This window comes from Shewanella livingstonensis (assembly GCF_003855395.1).
Taxonomy (GTDB): domain Bacteria; phylum Pseudomonadota; class Gammaproteobacteria; order Enterobacterales; family Shewanellaceae; genus Shewanella; species Shewanella livingstonensis.
This window is the reverse complement of the sequence record NZ_CP034015.1, coordinates 4613975-4627123: the sequence shown is the minus strand read 5'-3', so window position 1 is coordinate 4627123 and position 13149 is coordinate 4613975. Positions and strand designations below refer to the sequence as shown.

Genomic DNA, 13149 nt, shown 5'->3' with positions numbered 1-13149 from the left:
AATAAATTGTGGTCTAATACTTGCTAATCATCTTCCAACTCAACTAGGAAGAGCAATATTATGCAATTGGATATTCAATCACTGAGTCATCAATACCACAGTGGCAAAACCGCTAAACTGGCCATTAACGCGTTATCATTAAACATTAAGCCGGGAATTTTAGGATTACTTGGGCCAAATGGTGCAGGAAAATCTAGCTTAATGCGCATTCTGGCAACCATTATCAAGCCCACTGCCGGCAAAATCTTATGGCAAGGGCAAGACATTGTTAAATCGCCGCAAGTATTACGCAATGAATTGGGTTACTTACCGCAGTATTTTGGCGTATATGATCAGTTATCTGCTATCGAGTTTTTGCACTACATTGCTAGCCTAAAAGGTTTAACTCAATCAAAGGCACATCAAGTCATTGCCGAGTTGATTAATAAACTCAATTTAACTCACGTAGCCAATATGCCACTAAAAGGCTACTCCGGTGGGATGAAGCAGCGTATCGGTATTGCGCAGGCATTACTCAATGATCCCAAATTACTGATTATTGATGAACCGACAGTGGGGTTAGATCCGCATGAGCGAGCTAACTTTCGGCAGCTATTAACTGAACTAGCGGGTGAACGATGCATTATTTTTTCAACGCATATTGTCGCAGATGTTGAGTCTATTGCTAATCATATTGCGATAATGAATGCGGGACAGCTTATCCAATCGGACAGCCCCAATAGTCTGCTACAAAAAATGACCAATAAATGTTGGCAATTAACCACAGACTTTAACGAGCTTAAACACATTCAGCATGAGTTTATTGTTAGCCACAGTGTGCGTAAACAAAATAACGTAGTGCTCAATATTGTAGCCGACCATTGTCCAGATGCTAGAGCCACAGCAAGACCCCCGTCACTAGAAGATGCTTATCTTTATTTTACCAGCATGCAACAGCCGCAAGCAGGTATAGCGAGGGCAAGTTAATGAATAGAATGTGGCAATGTATTATTGCTGACTTTAAACAGCGTACTCGTCAACAAAGCTATGCTGTCGTGTTATTAGCGATGTCGGTTTTAACGCTATTATTTTTCCCATCAGCGGATGCTCAATATCAAACATTAGTGATAAATGGTTACCGCGGCATATACAACAGTGCTTGGCTTGGGGTGTGTTTAGCGATGTTGAATGTGATGTTTTTACCGATAATTTGCTTTTACTTGGTTAAAAATGCGCTTGAATTAGATCGCCAATCAATGACCTGTGAATTAATAGCCGCCACGCCTGTAAGTAAGCATACATTTTTATTATCGAAGTGGTGGGTTAATGTATTGATTTTGGTGTCAATCGTACTGGTTATGCTATGCAGTACAGTATTGATCCAGCTGTATTATGGCGAAAGTTATCAAATAGACCTTTGGGCATTAGCGTGGCCGCAATTGGTATTTGTTTTACCTCTGCTATTGGCTATCGCGTCGATTGCGCTAATGTTTGAGTCAGTTACATGGCTGAAAGGCGGGCTAGGCAATCTGGTGTATTTTTTTATCTGGATAGGTTCGATTGTGCAAACGATTGAAAGCGTTTCAGGTATTGGAAACTTGCTTGATCAATTAGATGCACAAGTGGCAGCACGTTTTCCGTTATCGCAGGGGACAACTAACATAGGTGTTAGCGTTAATCGTGAAGTTAATACCTTTGTATGGCAAGGTATTGAGCCTTCATTCGCGCACCTTTTGGGAGTGTTACCCTTACTATTTATTAGCCTCATTTGTTTGGTATTTGCCTATATATTTTTCGACCGATTTAGCCAGCAAACTATGAGTGTAAGCCAACAACCCCCATGGTTAAGCCGCAAATTGAGTCGCCAATTAGCCATTCCACTGGATAGGCTGTTTGCCTTTATCACCCAGCACTTCGCCTTTACCCGCTTACTGCGTTTAGAGCTCAAATTAATGCTAAAAAGTCAGTCGATTTTTTGGTTTATTGGCTTAATTATTTTGAATATTATTCAGGTGTTTATTAGCCAGCAATTGCTGGTGGGCATATTGTTGCCTCTTGCCTGGTTGTGGTGTGTGTTAGTGATATCACCATTGGGGCAATTAGAAAAACAATCGAATACCTTAGAGCTAATGGCTTACAGTAAGCAATCATCAAAGTTACAAACGGTGGCGAGTTATTCAGCTGCTTGGATTTTACTGGCAATGGCAAGTTTGGCCGGCATAGTGCGCTTTATGGTGATGGCTGAGTGGATGTTGCTGCTGCAATTGATTATTGCCATTTCATTTACAGTATCGCTGGCTTATTTTTGTGGGGCGTTCAGTGGCACAAAGCGTATGTTTGAAGTACTTTATCCTACAATTTGGTACCTAGGGCCGATTCAAATGGCGCTTTATGTCGACTTTTTTGGGGTCAACAGCCAAGCCAGTTGGCAGGCGGGAATGCCTTATGTTATTGCGACTATTTCAGTCGGTTTGCTATTACTCACCGTAGGCGCTAAAAACACTCGCTAATTAACGCTAATTAACGCTAGTTACTATTGAGGTGAACAGGGATTAACAGTGGCAGAGTAAACTAGTTACTCTGCCACCGACATTCATTGCTCCGTTATGGTTAAACGCTAGCAGTCGGGTTGCGTATTCGTTGACGAAATAACTGGATCAAGGTTGGCGCGATAGAGGCTAAAATCATCCCGCTCATTAACAGATATTGATGCGGTGTGTATGACTCGCCCATTAATACTAATCCACAGACGATACCCGCGATTGGGTTAGCAATGCCGCCAAAAGTAAAGTCGACTACCGACATACGTTGCAGCAACCACACATACATACTGTAACCGAGTACGGTGTTGAGTAAAATTATCCAGCTGATGCCAAAACCATTAGTCAGGCTAAATTGGTTTACCACATTGATATATTGTTCAGGTGAAAATAATGCCTGAATACCTGAGGCTACCAGCAATAATGTCCCTCCGATGATCAACTGCCAGGTCAATATGGTCCACCAATGAATACGAGAACCCAGCGCTTTGGTTATTGTGCTGCCGACAATAATGCAACTGATGGCGGCCAGCATCGCCATTAATCCAATAGGATTTAAACTAATCGTACTGGGATCAAATAGCATCCATGCTAGGCCAATTAACATCGCACCAGAAAAGGCTTGTAGCAGATTAGGGCGTTTTTTGCTGTTTACCCAATGAAATAGCATCGCGAAAACCGGCACTGAAATCATTCCAATACCCGAAATAGCTGACGGCAGTGTGAGTGCCATAATAAATATTAAACTGAAAAACACTGCAATATTAATCGCGCCGAGTTTGATTAAAATAGACCAGTCGGCTTGCTTTGGTTTACTTGGCTTAATGGCTAATAATATCAGTCCAGCGGGTAATGCGCGCAGGGCACCAAGTAATAACGCTGGCCAGTCAGGTAAAGTGAGCTGGGTCATCGCATAAGTGGTACCCCAAAAGAATGCTGGGATCATGGCGAGTAAAATATTCATAAACTACCTTTATATTAAATACCTTTTCGTTAAATATCTTTATATAAAGATAAGTGCTAATTCTGGACCGTTAAGTTATTTTTGTAAAGTACCTTTTTATGAAGTATCTTTACGTTAAGGTTTTAACGTGTGTATTGAATGGCTAATTATAAGGGTGATGTATGGAGGATATCGATAGAGTAGTAGCGCAATGGGGTGAACAAAAACCACATTTAGATACCGCGCCAATGGCGATACTTGGGCGTTTTTTACGTTTACAAAAACATATCGAAGCTGAGATCTCTGCTTGTCATAAACAGTTTGACCTGACCATGGGGGAGTTTGATGTGCTAGCGACATTAAGGCGTGCAGGTCAGCCTTATACGTTAACGCCTTCAGGGTTATTGTCGTCGATGATGCTCACCTCTGGCGCAATGACCAATCGGTTAGATAAATTGGAATCGAAACATTTAATTGCCCGAGTACACAGTACAGAAGATAGACGCAGCGTTTCCGTTGGTTTGACTAAAAAAGGCCTCGCGGTAATTGATGAAGCGATAGAACAACATGTACTTATTCAGCATAAATTAGTCAAAAGCCTGCCTGACTCAGACGTTCCAGCGTTAAACCAATTACTCAAAACGTGGTTAACGGGTTTTGAAGGTGATTAATCATGATTAGAAACGCAAAAAACGGCCAGTATCTAAGATACTGGCCGTTTTTGTTTGTGTTGTAGAGCTTAATTATGGTTGTAGCTGTGCTTTTGCTGCTTCAACTTTAGAAAAGTCTAGTCCTAACTCTTCAACGGCTTCTTTGATCAGGGCTGGATTTTGCATCACCATACCCATTAACTGCTGCAGTTGTTCCGCAGGGATCCCTAACTGACCAATAGTCGCCATTGCTGCAAATGGGTTTTCAGTTAACGTCTGGAATAGCTCATTAATTTGTGCGTCACTGATATTGTGTTCTTTGAAGATGGCTAGAATAGGATTCATTGCGTTACCTTGAATGGAGGGAAAGTAAGTATTACGCGATTTTATCACGTTTTACCAATACAGGCGCAAGCCTGATTAGCTCATTACATGATAAGCGTCGATATAGTCTGCCCGACAGACGTTTGCGGTTATAACAATCTTGAAACACACTGACAATGCGCCTAGGTCTATTTGAAGGTTTTATTAGGGGTAGCGAGACTCACTTTATTATTAACTTTATCTATATCTTTAGTGCAACATTGAACACTGACATGAAGGGGTCAATGTTGCCACTCGCTCATGACATATTAATCAGCGGGCATTTTAGATTGAATTTACAATACTGAGGTTTATACTAAGCCCGGTATAGCATGGTGCTGTATATTTAGTTTAATTACACGGATGTTTTATGGATATCATTACCCTCTGCATTACGCTTGTTATTTTTCAGCCATTAATAGTATATTTTGCTTTTTATAAAGATACCGGTTTAACGACCCAAAATAATGAGTTTTATCAATCCTTTTTAGTGCTATCTCCCAGCCTGGCTTTTTTCTATTTAGACCAATATTGGTATGCGTTAAGTTTACTCGTTGGCGTTACCTTATGCGGTTTGCTATTGGCTATTATAGTCAATCGTAAAGCAAGCCATCCTATAGACAGAGATGGTTTGATTGCATTTGCAGTGGCATGGTTAATCATATTTGGCGTGGGTCATTTGATTGCCAGTTTTTTTACTGACTCAACAGTAACCACTACCGAAGTTGCTGTGACAGCAGAGCTCAATTTCACAACGATAACACAAGGGATTTACTCTGCATTAACCAGTTCACTGTATTATTTAGTCATTATGTTGGGAGTATTGCTTGTTCGCATATTAGAAAAAAAATACTCCCTCAAAGAAAAATTTAGTGATTTACTGCTACTGCTCTGCAGCGTCATTGGCGGTGTACTCCCCATGTTGGGTGACTATTTTATCTTGAGTATCATTTTCAACTTTTTTATCTTATTTACCATGAGTCGCATTATCATGACGTTAGAGGGTTCTGACGCTGCAAAAGGCTCAAACGGTGCTATAGGTTTTATGTTTAGCTATTTATTTATGATGGGTATTGGTTTTACCATGATGATAAAAGGCGGAGCTTGGCTTTACAGTATAGTGAGTTAATAGTGAAGTGAATTAGCGGTGTAATGAGTTAACGCGTAACAAAAAGGCCAGAGCATATTGAGATATGCTCTGGCCTTTTTGTGTATTGGCTTATATCAAAATACTCAATTTGATGCTATTGCTCGTCTTCAAGCTTACAACGTGCTTGCGATAAGTTTGCAGTGTTGCCGCTTTGTACATGACGTAATAAGCACCTGTCGCCTTGCTTTAACAGTTGTACCGCATCTGGTATTTCAGTGTTACGGCCCATTATGAGTAAACCATTCTCATCTTTGTGCTGTGCCCGTTCAATCACTTCCTGGCTATATTGAGTAAAAGCGTTGTCGGCAATTAACACATTGCTGGCATCCAATAAGCGCGCGATTACTTGTTGTAATTCCGCATGGACTTGGTCACTTGAGTTTGTCAGTGTGGCCGCTTGTGGAGGGGAGACTGACTCTTTTGCTGTAGCGCCACAGCCGCTTACCGCCAATACGACCAATATGCCTAGTAATTGTTTTTGCATTATTGATCCAAAGCCGATGGCAAAAGAATACGGTTATTTTTAAGCATATTTTGATTACGAGTGTCTTGCAGCATAAAACCTGGATCGACAAAGGTATTTTTGGTTGGCGCTCGTGCAACTGCCGTCGCTGTTGCTGGGCAGCGGTTGTTGTCGCGATAAAATAATGCCGCGCTTAATAATCTTTCGTTGGTGTCACCTAGAGCATGTCCAAGATCGTCTGCGAGCACACAACCTGGTACTTCGCTGTCTATTGTTGGATTGGTTGATGGCATAAATCCGTCAGAATACTCGCCAAATCCTTTGTCATTTACCCCTTTGAACTGGATAGTAAAGTAGGTGGTGGCACAGTTATTAGTTGGGTAAAAACCGTAAGGTTTACCGCAGGTAGTATCGCCTAATTGAATCACTTCAATATCAATACCGCGAAGGGCATTCATTAGAGCTTCACTGGCAGAACAAGTATCTGGCGTTGTTAGTACAAATACCCGCTTAAGATTTAACGTTGGCAGCGATAATCCGCTACGTAGTAATGAAGTATTAAAGCCAACAGACTCAGAAATAAACGGCATTGGCGAGAGCGTTTCACGCGTTACTGGATTGATCGTAGTATACTTTTTATTAAAGCTCGTACGCTCAAATATATGGTTAGCCGTAGCTTCGTCGCCGGCAATCATGTAACCCAATTGACTGGCTAAGGCTAATAATCCGCCGCCGTTGTAGCGAATATCTAACACTAAATCGTTAACTTGGGCGTTGCTTAGCAATGTCATCGCATCGTATAAGCCTTTTTCCGCGGTTGCGATGTGTGAGTTAAATTGTAAATAACCCACTTTACCGTTAGCGGTTTGGATGGTTTTGGTATTTTGTACAGGCTTTGACACTATGTTGCCTGCCGATAGTGTCACTGTGCGGTTAGCTTGAGCACCTAAATCACGAACAATAAACACGGTTTGCTTAGTGCTGGTCATTGGGAATAAACCCGCATTTATGGTGTCGATACTGTCGCTGTCATTAGCATCTGCGACGCTAACGCCGTCAACAGTGACAATAAGGGTACCGCGACTAATGCCTGCATTACTGGCGGGCGAGTTGGGCTCGTTATAAGCCACTGTCACCTGTCTTGATATACCTGGTGAAGGATTACGTAAATTTAACGTCATGCCATAACCAACAGAGGCACCCGAGCCATTAAGTAATTCCCACTCTGCTGTCGACATTGAAAAATGGAAGTTATCTTTTAGGTTGCCAGTGTCAGACAATTCATCGGTTTTAAGTAGCTCAAAATATTCTGCCACGCTATATGGTGCAGGATTACGGTCAGCAATTTCGTTGTACCAAAGATAAGTGTCGTTGCTCCATGATCGTAACCACAACTTTTGGGTTAATGGCGCACTGCACTGATTGGCTAAGGTCGAGTCGTCGGCAAATTGGCCGGTAACCCATTGAGGAGCGGTTGAGCCGCTATTATTATTGCCACCTGATGAACTGTCGCCAATAGACGAGCCACCACCGCCACACGCTGTTAACAATAGGCTGGCGCTAATAATGAATGGAGCTAAGATATTGCTTGAGAGTAACTGCATTAATAATCCTTTATTTTACTCAACTAGGCTGACTGATTTACGTTATGTAGATTGATAATTTTATTACAATTAGCTTGGTTTGTAACTCGATTTGTTAGCTAAGTGTAACATTTAAGCGTTACCTAATTTGCGGTATTGCGGTACTTTTATATGGGTTATCCGTGGTCATGTTCAGTTTATAGTTGGTGTTTAGTTTGAGTGGGTATTACCATGATGGACAAGCACAGAATAAAAAAGGTGAGTTAATGCGAACTTCATTTATCAATTTATCCACGCTGAGTCGTCGGCAGCATGGTGCTTCTGGCGTAAAACTACTGTTGATCATTCTAGCTACCATAGTTGTCTCGGTTGGATTAACATTTTTGATTATCCGTACTTATATCTTCCCATCGCCGCTAACGCCAGTGACATTAAATGCTCAAGAAGAACAAAAACTGGACCAAAAACTGACCCAGTTAGGTTGGCAAGGTGAGCCTAGGCGTCAGGTGAGTCATTCATCTAATCCAAGCGATCGCGGTAATAGCAACCAAGAGTTAACCCCACAGGCGTATCGAGAATTGGATGCCGACCGTCAAGTGACCTTTAGCGAAAAAGAAGTTAACTCAATGATTGGCCGTAATCCTGATTTTGCCCAGCGGGTCGCGATAGACTTTTCAGACAATTTGGCCAGTGCAACGATGTTGATTTCGATCCCACATGATTTTCCAGTGATGGCAGGGGAGATTTTACGGGTGAACACCGGACTCGATATTCATCTTGATGCTAATCGTCGCCCAGTGGTCGCGTTAGTTGGTGTGAGCTTAATGGGCGTGCCTATTCCAAATGCATGGCTTGGCAATATGAAAAACGTCAACTTAGTGGGTGAGTTTGGCGATCGCGGCTTTTGGAATGCATTTGCTGATGGGGTTGATGATATTCAAATTCGTGACGGTGAACTGTCGATCAAACTACGAGAATAAATTTGAAACGGTGGGTGTCGGTAGTAAGCCCACCTTTAACTCAGTGCAGTTCTTGTTCTATACGTCTTAATTTGGCTTACCGTAACGACAAGCGATTCTAGGTTCGACTCACTCCAAGTCACACTTCATTCAAACAAGACGTATTCCAGATTCGATTGATGTTAAGTGCGGTAGATCACCTTGACCACATGCCAGCCAAATTTGGTTTTGACTAGGTGCGGGGTGATTAACTCGCTGTTAAAACACACTTTGTCGAACGGTGGCACCATTTGACCTTTTTTAAATTCACCTAAGTTACCGCCACTTTTAGCAGAAGTGCAGCTAGAATGCTTTTTGGCTAATACATCAAACTTGGCGCCATTATTAAGCTGCTTAATGATGTCTTCAGCCTGAGTTTGGTGTTTCACTAATATATGTAATGCTGCTGCGGTTTTAGCCATGATGTCGGTCTTCATTTCTCTGTGGTTAGCAGATGATTATACCTGTTTCATCCGCTACATTGGCAATAGATCCCTGTACTAATAATCGATTCAATTTCAACATAGGCAAATACCGTAAGGTTTGGATCGAATAATACCTATATTTTAAGGTGTTATTATCGAAATCCGCTGACACTAATGACGCTAATAACGATGCGTTTCATTATGTTACATTACTTACAAGCGTTGAACTCATGCTGAATGGCCAGATAATTAGTCAATTTAGTATTAAATGGATTAAAGTATAGGAAAGTTTGTAAAATACCGCGAGCACATAACGAAAAGGAAATTTTAATGCTTAAGCGAATCATACCTTTATGTATAGCGAGTGCGATGACTATGGCAATACCGGTTCATGCAGAAGAAGACAAATTTATTTGGCTGGAAGATGTTGAAGGCGCTAAGCCTATGGAGTGGGTTAAGCAACAAAATACTTTGTCTGCGACCCACATTAAAGCTTACCCAGGCTTTGATAAGTTGGTGGCAAACAGCCTCGATATTTTAAACGACAAAGCCCGCATTCCTTATGCCACTCGTATTGGCGATTACCTGTATAACTTTTGGAAAGATGAAACCCACGAGCGTGGCATTTATCGTCGCACCACATTAGTAGAATACGCTAAGGCTGAACCTAACTGGGAAACAGTGCTCGATATTGATGCCCTTGGTAAAGCAGAGGATGTTAACTGGGTATTTAAGGGCATTGAGTGTCAATATCCACAAAATGAGCGTTGTTTTGTGTCTTTGTCTCGTGGTGGTGCAGATGCCGCAGAAGTGCGCGAATTTAATTTAACCGCTAAAGCGTTTGTCGACAGTACTCAACAGCCTTTCGTATTAGCAGAAGCCAAGTCGAGGCTAAGTTGGATTGATAAAGATACCGTATTTGTTGGTACCGATTTTGGTGATGCGCTAAGCATGACCGATTCTGGCTATCCAAGTGTAGTTAAGTTGTGGAAACGTGGCACACCGTTGTCTGCCGCAAAATTAGTATTTAGAGGCGATAAAACCTCAGTTGCTGTGTCGGGTTATGTGATGTTTGATGATGAAACACCGCTTAATATCGTTACCGAAAGCTTAACGTTTTACACCGCTAAACATTATGTTTATCAAGATGAAAAGCTAGTATCTCTGCCTATTCCTGAAGATGCTGATTTAAAAGGTTACTTTAAAGGTCAGCTGTATTTAGAGTTAAAAAGTGATTTAGTGACTAAAAACGGTACCTTTAAACAGGGTGCTATTGTTTATACCCCAGTTGATAAACTCATTGAGCAAAAGCCAGTATTTAGTGAGTTGGTATCACCAACCGAACACGCTTCTATTTCACAGGTGGCATTTAGCCAGAATGCTATTTTTGTCACTTGGCTAGATGATGTAAAAAGCAAACTAGTGCGCTACATGCAAAACGATAAAGGTGAGTGGCAAAGCAAACCTGTGCCATTTGAAGCCAATGGCACTTTAAGTGTATTTGACGTTGAACGTGATAGTGATGACTTTTTTGTTAACTACACCAGCTTTTTAGAGCCAGCCAGTTTATATCGCTTAAATGGTGCAAGCTTAAAAACCGATAAAATTAAAGCGATGCCACAACAATTTGGCGCTGATAAGTTTGTGACTAAACAATACTTTGTAAAGTCAAAAGACGGCACAAAAGTGCCTTATTTTGTGGTGATGGCGAAAGACATTAAACTTGATAGCAGCAACCCAACATTACTTTATGGTTATGGCGGTTTTGAAGTGTCGCGCTTGCCCGCTTATTCAGCCACCATAGGTAAAAACTGGTTAGAGCAGGGCGGTGTGTATGTGCTGGCTAATATTCGTGGCGGTGGAGAGTACGGCCCCGCTTGGCATCAAGCAGCATTAAAACAAAATCGCCATAAAGCTTATGAAGATTTTGAAGCGATTGCAGAAGACTTAATTGCCCGTAAAATTACCTCAAGCAAACATCTTGGCATTCAAGGTGGCAGTAACGGCGGCTTGCTAATGGGCGCGGCATTTACTCGTCGCCCTGAGTTATATAACGCCGTAGTGTGCCAAGTGCCGCTGTTGGATATGAAGCGCTATAACAAGTTATTAGCTGGTGCCAGTTGGATGGGTGAATATGGTAATCCTGACATTGAAGCAGAGTGGGCTTATATTAAAACCTACTCTCCGTACCACAATCTGAAAAAGGGTATTAGTTACCCTAAAGTGTTCTTTACTACTTCAACACGCGATGATCGGGTTCATCCTGCCCATGCGCGCAAAATGGTGGCTAAAATGGAAGACATGGGTATCGATGTGTTGTATTTTGAGAACATTGAAGGTGGCCATGCCGGTGCAGCCGATAACACTCAGGCCGCTGAGTTAAGCTCAATGGTGTATGCGTATTTAATGCAGCAACTTCGCTAAATATAGCGCGTTAATGATTACAAAAAGGGTTTCAGCGCTGCTGAAACCCTTTTTGTACTTTAGCGTATTGACGATTAAATGCGCTATGTCTTAAAGCCTAACAAAAAGAGCCGCAGTATTGTGCTGCGGCAAAATAGCCTAAAGCTAATCACAAGATTTTTGTACTCGCCATTAGCTAGGGGGGAGGCTAAATGACAATGAATTAATCTGCACTAATTAATTCAATTGTATTACTGGCAAGCGTGCCTTTAATGTGAACCGCGACCTTATAAATCATGACAGCATTTGCTGATGCTTTACTTTGTAAATCGAGGTCACTGACATTAAATGTATATTTACCCGCCGTATCCGTTGCTTCTAATGTCCCAGTACAACTATCAGAACCATCGCATTGATAGTTTTGAGTCACATGCCAACGTTTCCAAGCCTTAGGTTTTATCGACTGTGATGTTGGATCGGGAAAGCCAAAATAAACAATATCGTAATTGGCTACACCCACAAGTGCTTTACCTTCATTATTGGCAACAGTGAATGATAGTGCGCCAGTGATAGCATCGAATGTATCGAGTTTAACGATTACGCTGCTGGCATCATCAATACTCACGCCATCAGTCACCGGTGGTATAACAACGACTGGAGGTACTACAACGGGCGGCACGACCACTGGAGGAACAACAACTACAGGTGGATCAATAACAACCACGTCATCATCGTTGTCACTATTACAGCCAAACATTAGTAATGAGCTGGCTAATATGGCACTGAGATATGTCACTTTCATCGTGCGCTCCTTAATTGTAATGTCCGGTATGACAGGTGGTGCATTCCATATCACTTTTAACACTGGCAGCAGAGCCCATAGTCTCAGTAACACCATGGCATGATTGACATGCTTGTGCTTCAGCCGACGGTTTCGCTTCTGCTAATATGGAAATATCTTCGCCGCCATGAGCACGGTTAAGCAGTTCGACAATATGATAAGCCATACTGGCAGACAGGCGTTTACAGCGTTCACCTTTTAAAGCGAATGGTTTTCCTGATGCAGCAGACCAATTACTAATAGATGAGTGGCATAGCGGGCTGTTGGCAATCGAGGTTTTGCCTACTTCTAATGATTTTTCTGCTGTTGAACCAATGCCTGCAATGAACTCCGCTGAAGATAAAGGTAAGTCATTAGTTTCATAGTAGCGGAAAGATGCGCCAATAATGGCACTGTTTTGGCCATTTATATCATCAAGAATATTAATTAACATTCCCGATGCATTTAAGTTGCCGCAAAGTGTGCCCTGACCAACAACACCAGCCCAACCATAACCAGCTAATGCTGTTGGTATGGTCGCAAACTTTTCAGCGTCAACACTGCCTGATGCTGCAAGCATAGTGATAATGGCGTGAAACACTTGGTGCATACAACCGCCGCCAGTTTCATAGGCTAACTTAGCCGTTGCCATTGCATCGAGTGGCGCGTATTTCAGTTTTTCGCCTAATGCTAAGCGGTAGTTGCCGTTAGCGTCTGTAGCAGCAAATGCTGACGTACCTAATAGTGTCGCTCCAGCCGCTGCAGTGCTTAATCCAATAATTTTTGTTAATGCTTGGCGTCTATTTATGCTCATTGTTATTACCCTCTGTAC

Annotated in this window: 13 protein-coding genes; 6 read left to right on the top strand and 7 right to left on the bottom strand. The window is 42.0% G+C overall.

The window, feature by feature from the left end; all coding sequences use genetic code 11:
* Nucleotides 1-60 precede the first annotated feature (60 nt).
* A complete protein-coding gene (locus EGC82_RS20220; protein WP_124732345.1) occupies nucleotides 61-966 on the top strand; it encodes an ABC transporter ATP-binding protein in 906 nt (301 codons plus the stop codon).
* Nucleotides 966-2489, top strand: coding sequence for an ABC-2 transporter permease (locus tag EGC82_RS20215; protein WP_124732344.1), 1524 nt, complete (start codon nucleotides 966-968; stop codon nucleotides 2487-2489). The genes EGC82_RS20220 and EGC82_RS20215 overlap by 1 nt, the downstream gene beginning before the upstream one ends.
* A gap of 100 nt (nucleotides 2490-2589) precedes the next feature.
* Here EGC82_RS20215 and EGC82_RS20210 read toward each other — a convergent pair whose 3' ends face one another.
* Complete coding sequence (locus tag EGC82_RS20210) at nucleotides 2590-3483, bottom strand: DMT family transporter (protein ID WP_124732343.1); 894 nt, start codon at nucleotides 3481-3483, stop codon at nucleotides 2590-2592.
* A gap of 161 nt (nucleotides 3484-3644) precedes the next feature.
* On the opposite strand from EGC82_RS20210, the gene EGC82_RS20205 reads away from it, so the two are divergent.
* The gene (locus EGC82_RS20205) at nucleotides 3645-4133 is read left to right on the top strand and encodes a MarR family winged helix-turn-helix transcriptional regulator (protein WP_124732342.1); all 489 of its coding nucleotides are present in this window, start codon (nucleotides 3645-3647) and stop codon (nucleotides 4131-4133) included.
* A gap of 72 nt (nucleotides 4134-4205) precedes the next feature.
* Here the strand turns inward: EGC82_RS20205 and EGC82_RS20200 are convergent, their stop codons facing one another.
* The gene (locus tag EGC82_RS20200; protein WP_124732341.1) at nucleotides 4206-4457 is read right to left on the bottom strand and encodes a DUF2999 family protein; all 252 of its coding nucleotides are present in this window, start codon (nucleotides 4455-4457) and stop codon (nucleotides 4206-4208) included.
* 388 nt (nucleotides 4458-4845) lie between these two features.
* Here EGC82_RS20200 and EGC82_RS20195 point away from each other — a divergent pair, with 388 nt between their 5' ends.
* Nucleotides 4846-5604, top strand: a complete 759-nt coding sequence (locus EGC82_RS20195) for a hypothetical protein (RefSeq protein ID WP_124732340.1) — start codon at nucleotides 4846-4848, stop codon at nucleotides 5602-5604.
* Nucleotides 5605-5719: 115 nt separating this feature from the next.
* Here the strand turns inward: EGC82_RS20195 and EGC82_RS20190 are convergent, their stop codons facing one another.
* Together EGC82_RS20190 and EGC82_RS20185 are read right to left on the bottom strand one after the other, a co-directional pair.
* A complete protein-coding gene (locus EGC82_RS20190) occupies nucleotides 5720-6109 on the bottom strand; it encodes a hypothetical protein (RefSeq protein ID WP_208646912.1) in 390 nt (129 codons plus the stop codon).
* Nucleotides 6109-7692, bottom strand: a complete 1584-nt coding sequence (locus tag EGC82_RS20185; protein ID WP_124732339.1) for a S41 family peptidase — start codon at nucleotides 7690-7692, stop codon at nucleotides 6109-6111. Before EGC82_RS20185 ends, EGC82_RS20190 begins: the two co-directional genes overlap by 1 nt.
* A gap of 245 nt (nucleotides 7693-7937) precedes the next feature.
* Here EGC82_RS20185 and EGC82_RS20180 point away from each other — a divergent pair, with 245 nt between their 5' ends.
* A complete protein-coding gene (locus tag EGC82_RS20180) occupies nucleotides 7938-8651 on the top strand; it encodes an arginine N-succinyltransferase (protein WP_124732338.1) in 714 nt (237 codons plus the stop codon).
* Nucleotides 8652-8812: 161 nt separating this feature from the next.
* On the opposite strand, the gene EGC82_RS20175 is transcribed toward EGC82_RS20180, so the two are convergent.
* Entirely contained in the window at nucleotides 8813-9091 is a 279-nt protein-coding gene (locus tag EGC82_RS20175) for a peptidylprolyl isomerase (RefSeq protein WP_124732721.1), read from the bottom strand.
* 333 nt (nucleotides 9092-9424) lie between these two features.
* Here EGC82_RS20175 and EGC82_RS20170 point away from each other — a divergent pair, with 333 nt between their 5' ends.
* Entirely contained in the window at nucleotides 9425-11518 is a 2094-nt protein-coding gene (locus tag EGC82_RS20170; RefSeq protein ID WP_124732337.1) for a prolyl oligopeptidase family serine peptidase, read from the top strand.
* Between the two features lie 202 nt (nucleotides 11519-11720).
* Here the strand turns inward: EGC82_RS20170 and EGC82_RS21310 are convergent, their stop codons facing one another.
* Together EGC82_RS21310 and EGC82_RS20155 are read right to left on the bottom strand one after the other, a co-directional pair.
* Entirely contained in the window at nucleotides 11721-12299 is a 579-nt protein-coding gene (locus EGC82_RS21310; RefSeq protein ID WP_164839069.1) for a hypothetical protein, read from the bottom strand.
* 10 nt (nucleotides 12300-12309) lie between these two features.
* Nucleotides 12310-13131 carry a cytochrome c3 family protein gene (locus tag EGC82_RS20155; protein WP_124732334.1) on the bottom strand — a complete coding sequence of 274 codons (822 nt, stop codon included), beginning with the start codon at nucleotides 13129-13131 and terminating at the stop codon, nucleotides 12310-12312.
* Nucleotides 13132-13149 lie beyond the last annotated feature (18 nt).

Bases quoted from the DNA above. Each gene is read 5' to 3' on its own strand.
- EGC82_RS20190 (WP_208646912.1), bottom strand. From the start codon at position 6,109: ATGCAAAAACAATTACTAGGCATATTGGTCGTATTGGCGGTAAGCGGC.
- EGC82_RS20200 (WP_124732341.1), bottom strand. From the start codon at position 4,457: ATGAATCCTATTCTAGCCATCTTCAAAGAACACAATATCAGTGACGCA.
- EGC82_RS20215 (WP_124732344.1), top strand. From the start codon at position 966: ATGAATAGAATGTGGCAATGTATTATTGCTGACTTTAAACAGCGTACT.
- EGC82_RS20205 (WP_124732342.1), top strand. From the start codon at position 3,645: ATGGAGGATATCGATAGAGTAGTAGCGCAATGGGGTGAACAAAAACCA.
- EGC82_RS20220 (WP_124732345.1), top strand. From the start codon at position 61: ATGCAATTGGATATTCAATCACTGAGTCATCAATACCACAGTGGCAAA.
- EGC82_RS20170 (WP_124732337.1), top strand. From the start codon at position 9,425: ATGCTTAAGCGAATCATACCTTTATGTATAGCGAGTGCGATGACTATG.
- EGC82_RS20175 (WP_124732721.1), bottom strand. From the start codon at position 9,091: ATGGCTAAAACCGCAGCAGCATTACATATATTAGTGAAACACCAAACT.
- EGC82_RS20195 (WP_124732340.1), top strand. From the start codon at position 4,846: ATGGATATCATTACCCTCTGCATTACGCTTGTTATTTTTCAGCCATTA.
- EGC82_RS20180 (WP_124732338.1), top strand. From the start codon at position 7,938: ATGCGAACTTCATTTATCAATTTATCCACGCTGAGTCGTCGGCAGCAT.
- EGC82_RS20185 (WP_124732339.1), bottom strand. From the start codon at position 7,692: ATGCAGTTACTCTCAAGCAATATCTTAGCTCCATTCATTATTAGCGCC.
- EGC82_RS21310 (WP_164839069.1), bottom strand. From the start codon at position 12,299: ATGAAAGTGACATATCTCAGTGCCATATTAGCCAGCTCATTACTAATG.
- EGC82_RS20210 (WP_124732343.1), bottom strand. From the start codon at position 3,483: ATGAATATTTTACTCGCCATGATCCCAGCATTCTTTTGGGGTACCACT.
- EGC82_RS20155 (WP_124732334.1), bottom strand. From the start codon at position 13,131: ATGAGCATAAATAGACGCCAAGCATTAACAAAAATTATTGGATTAAGC.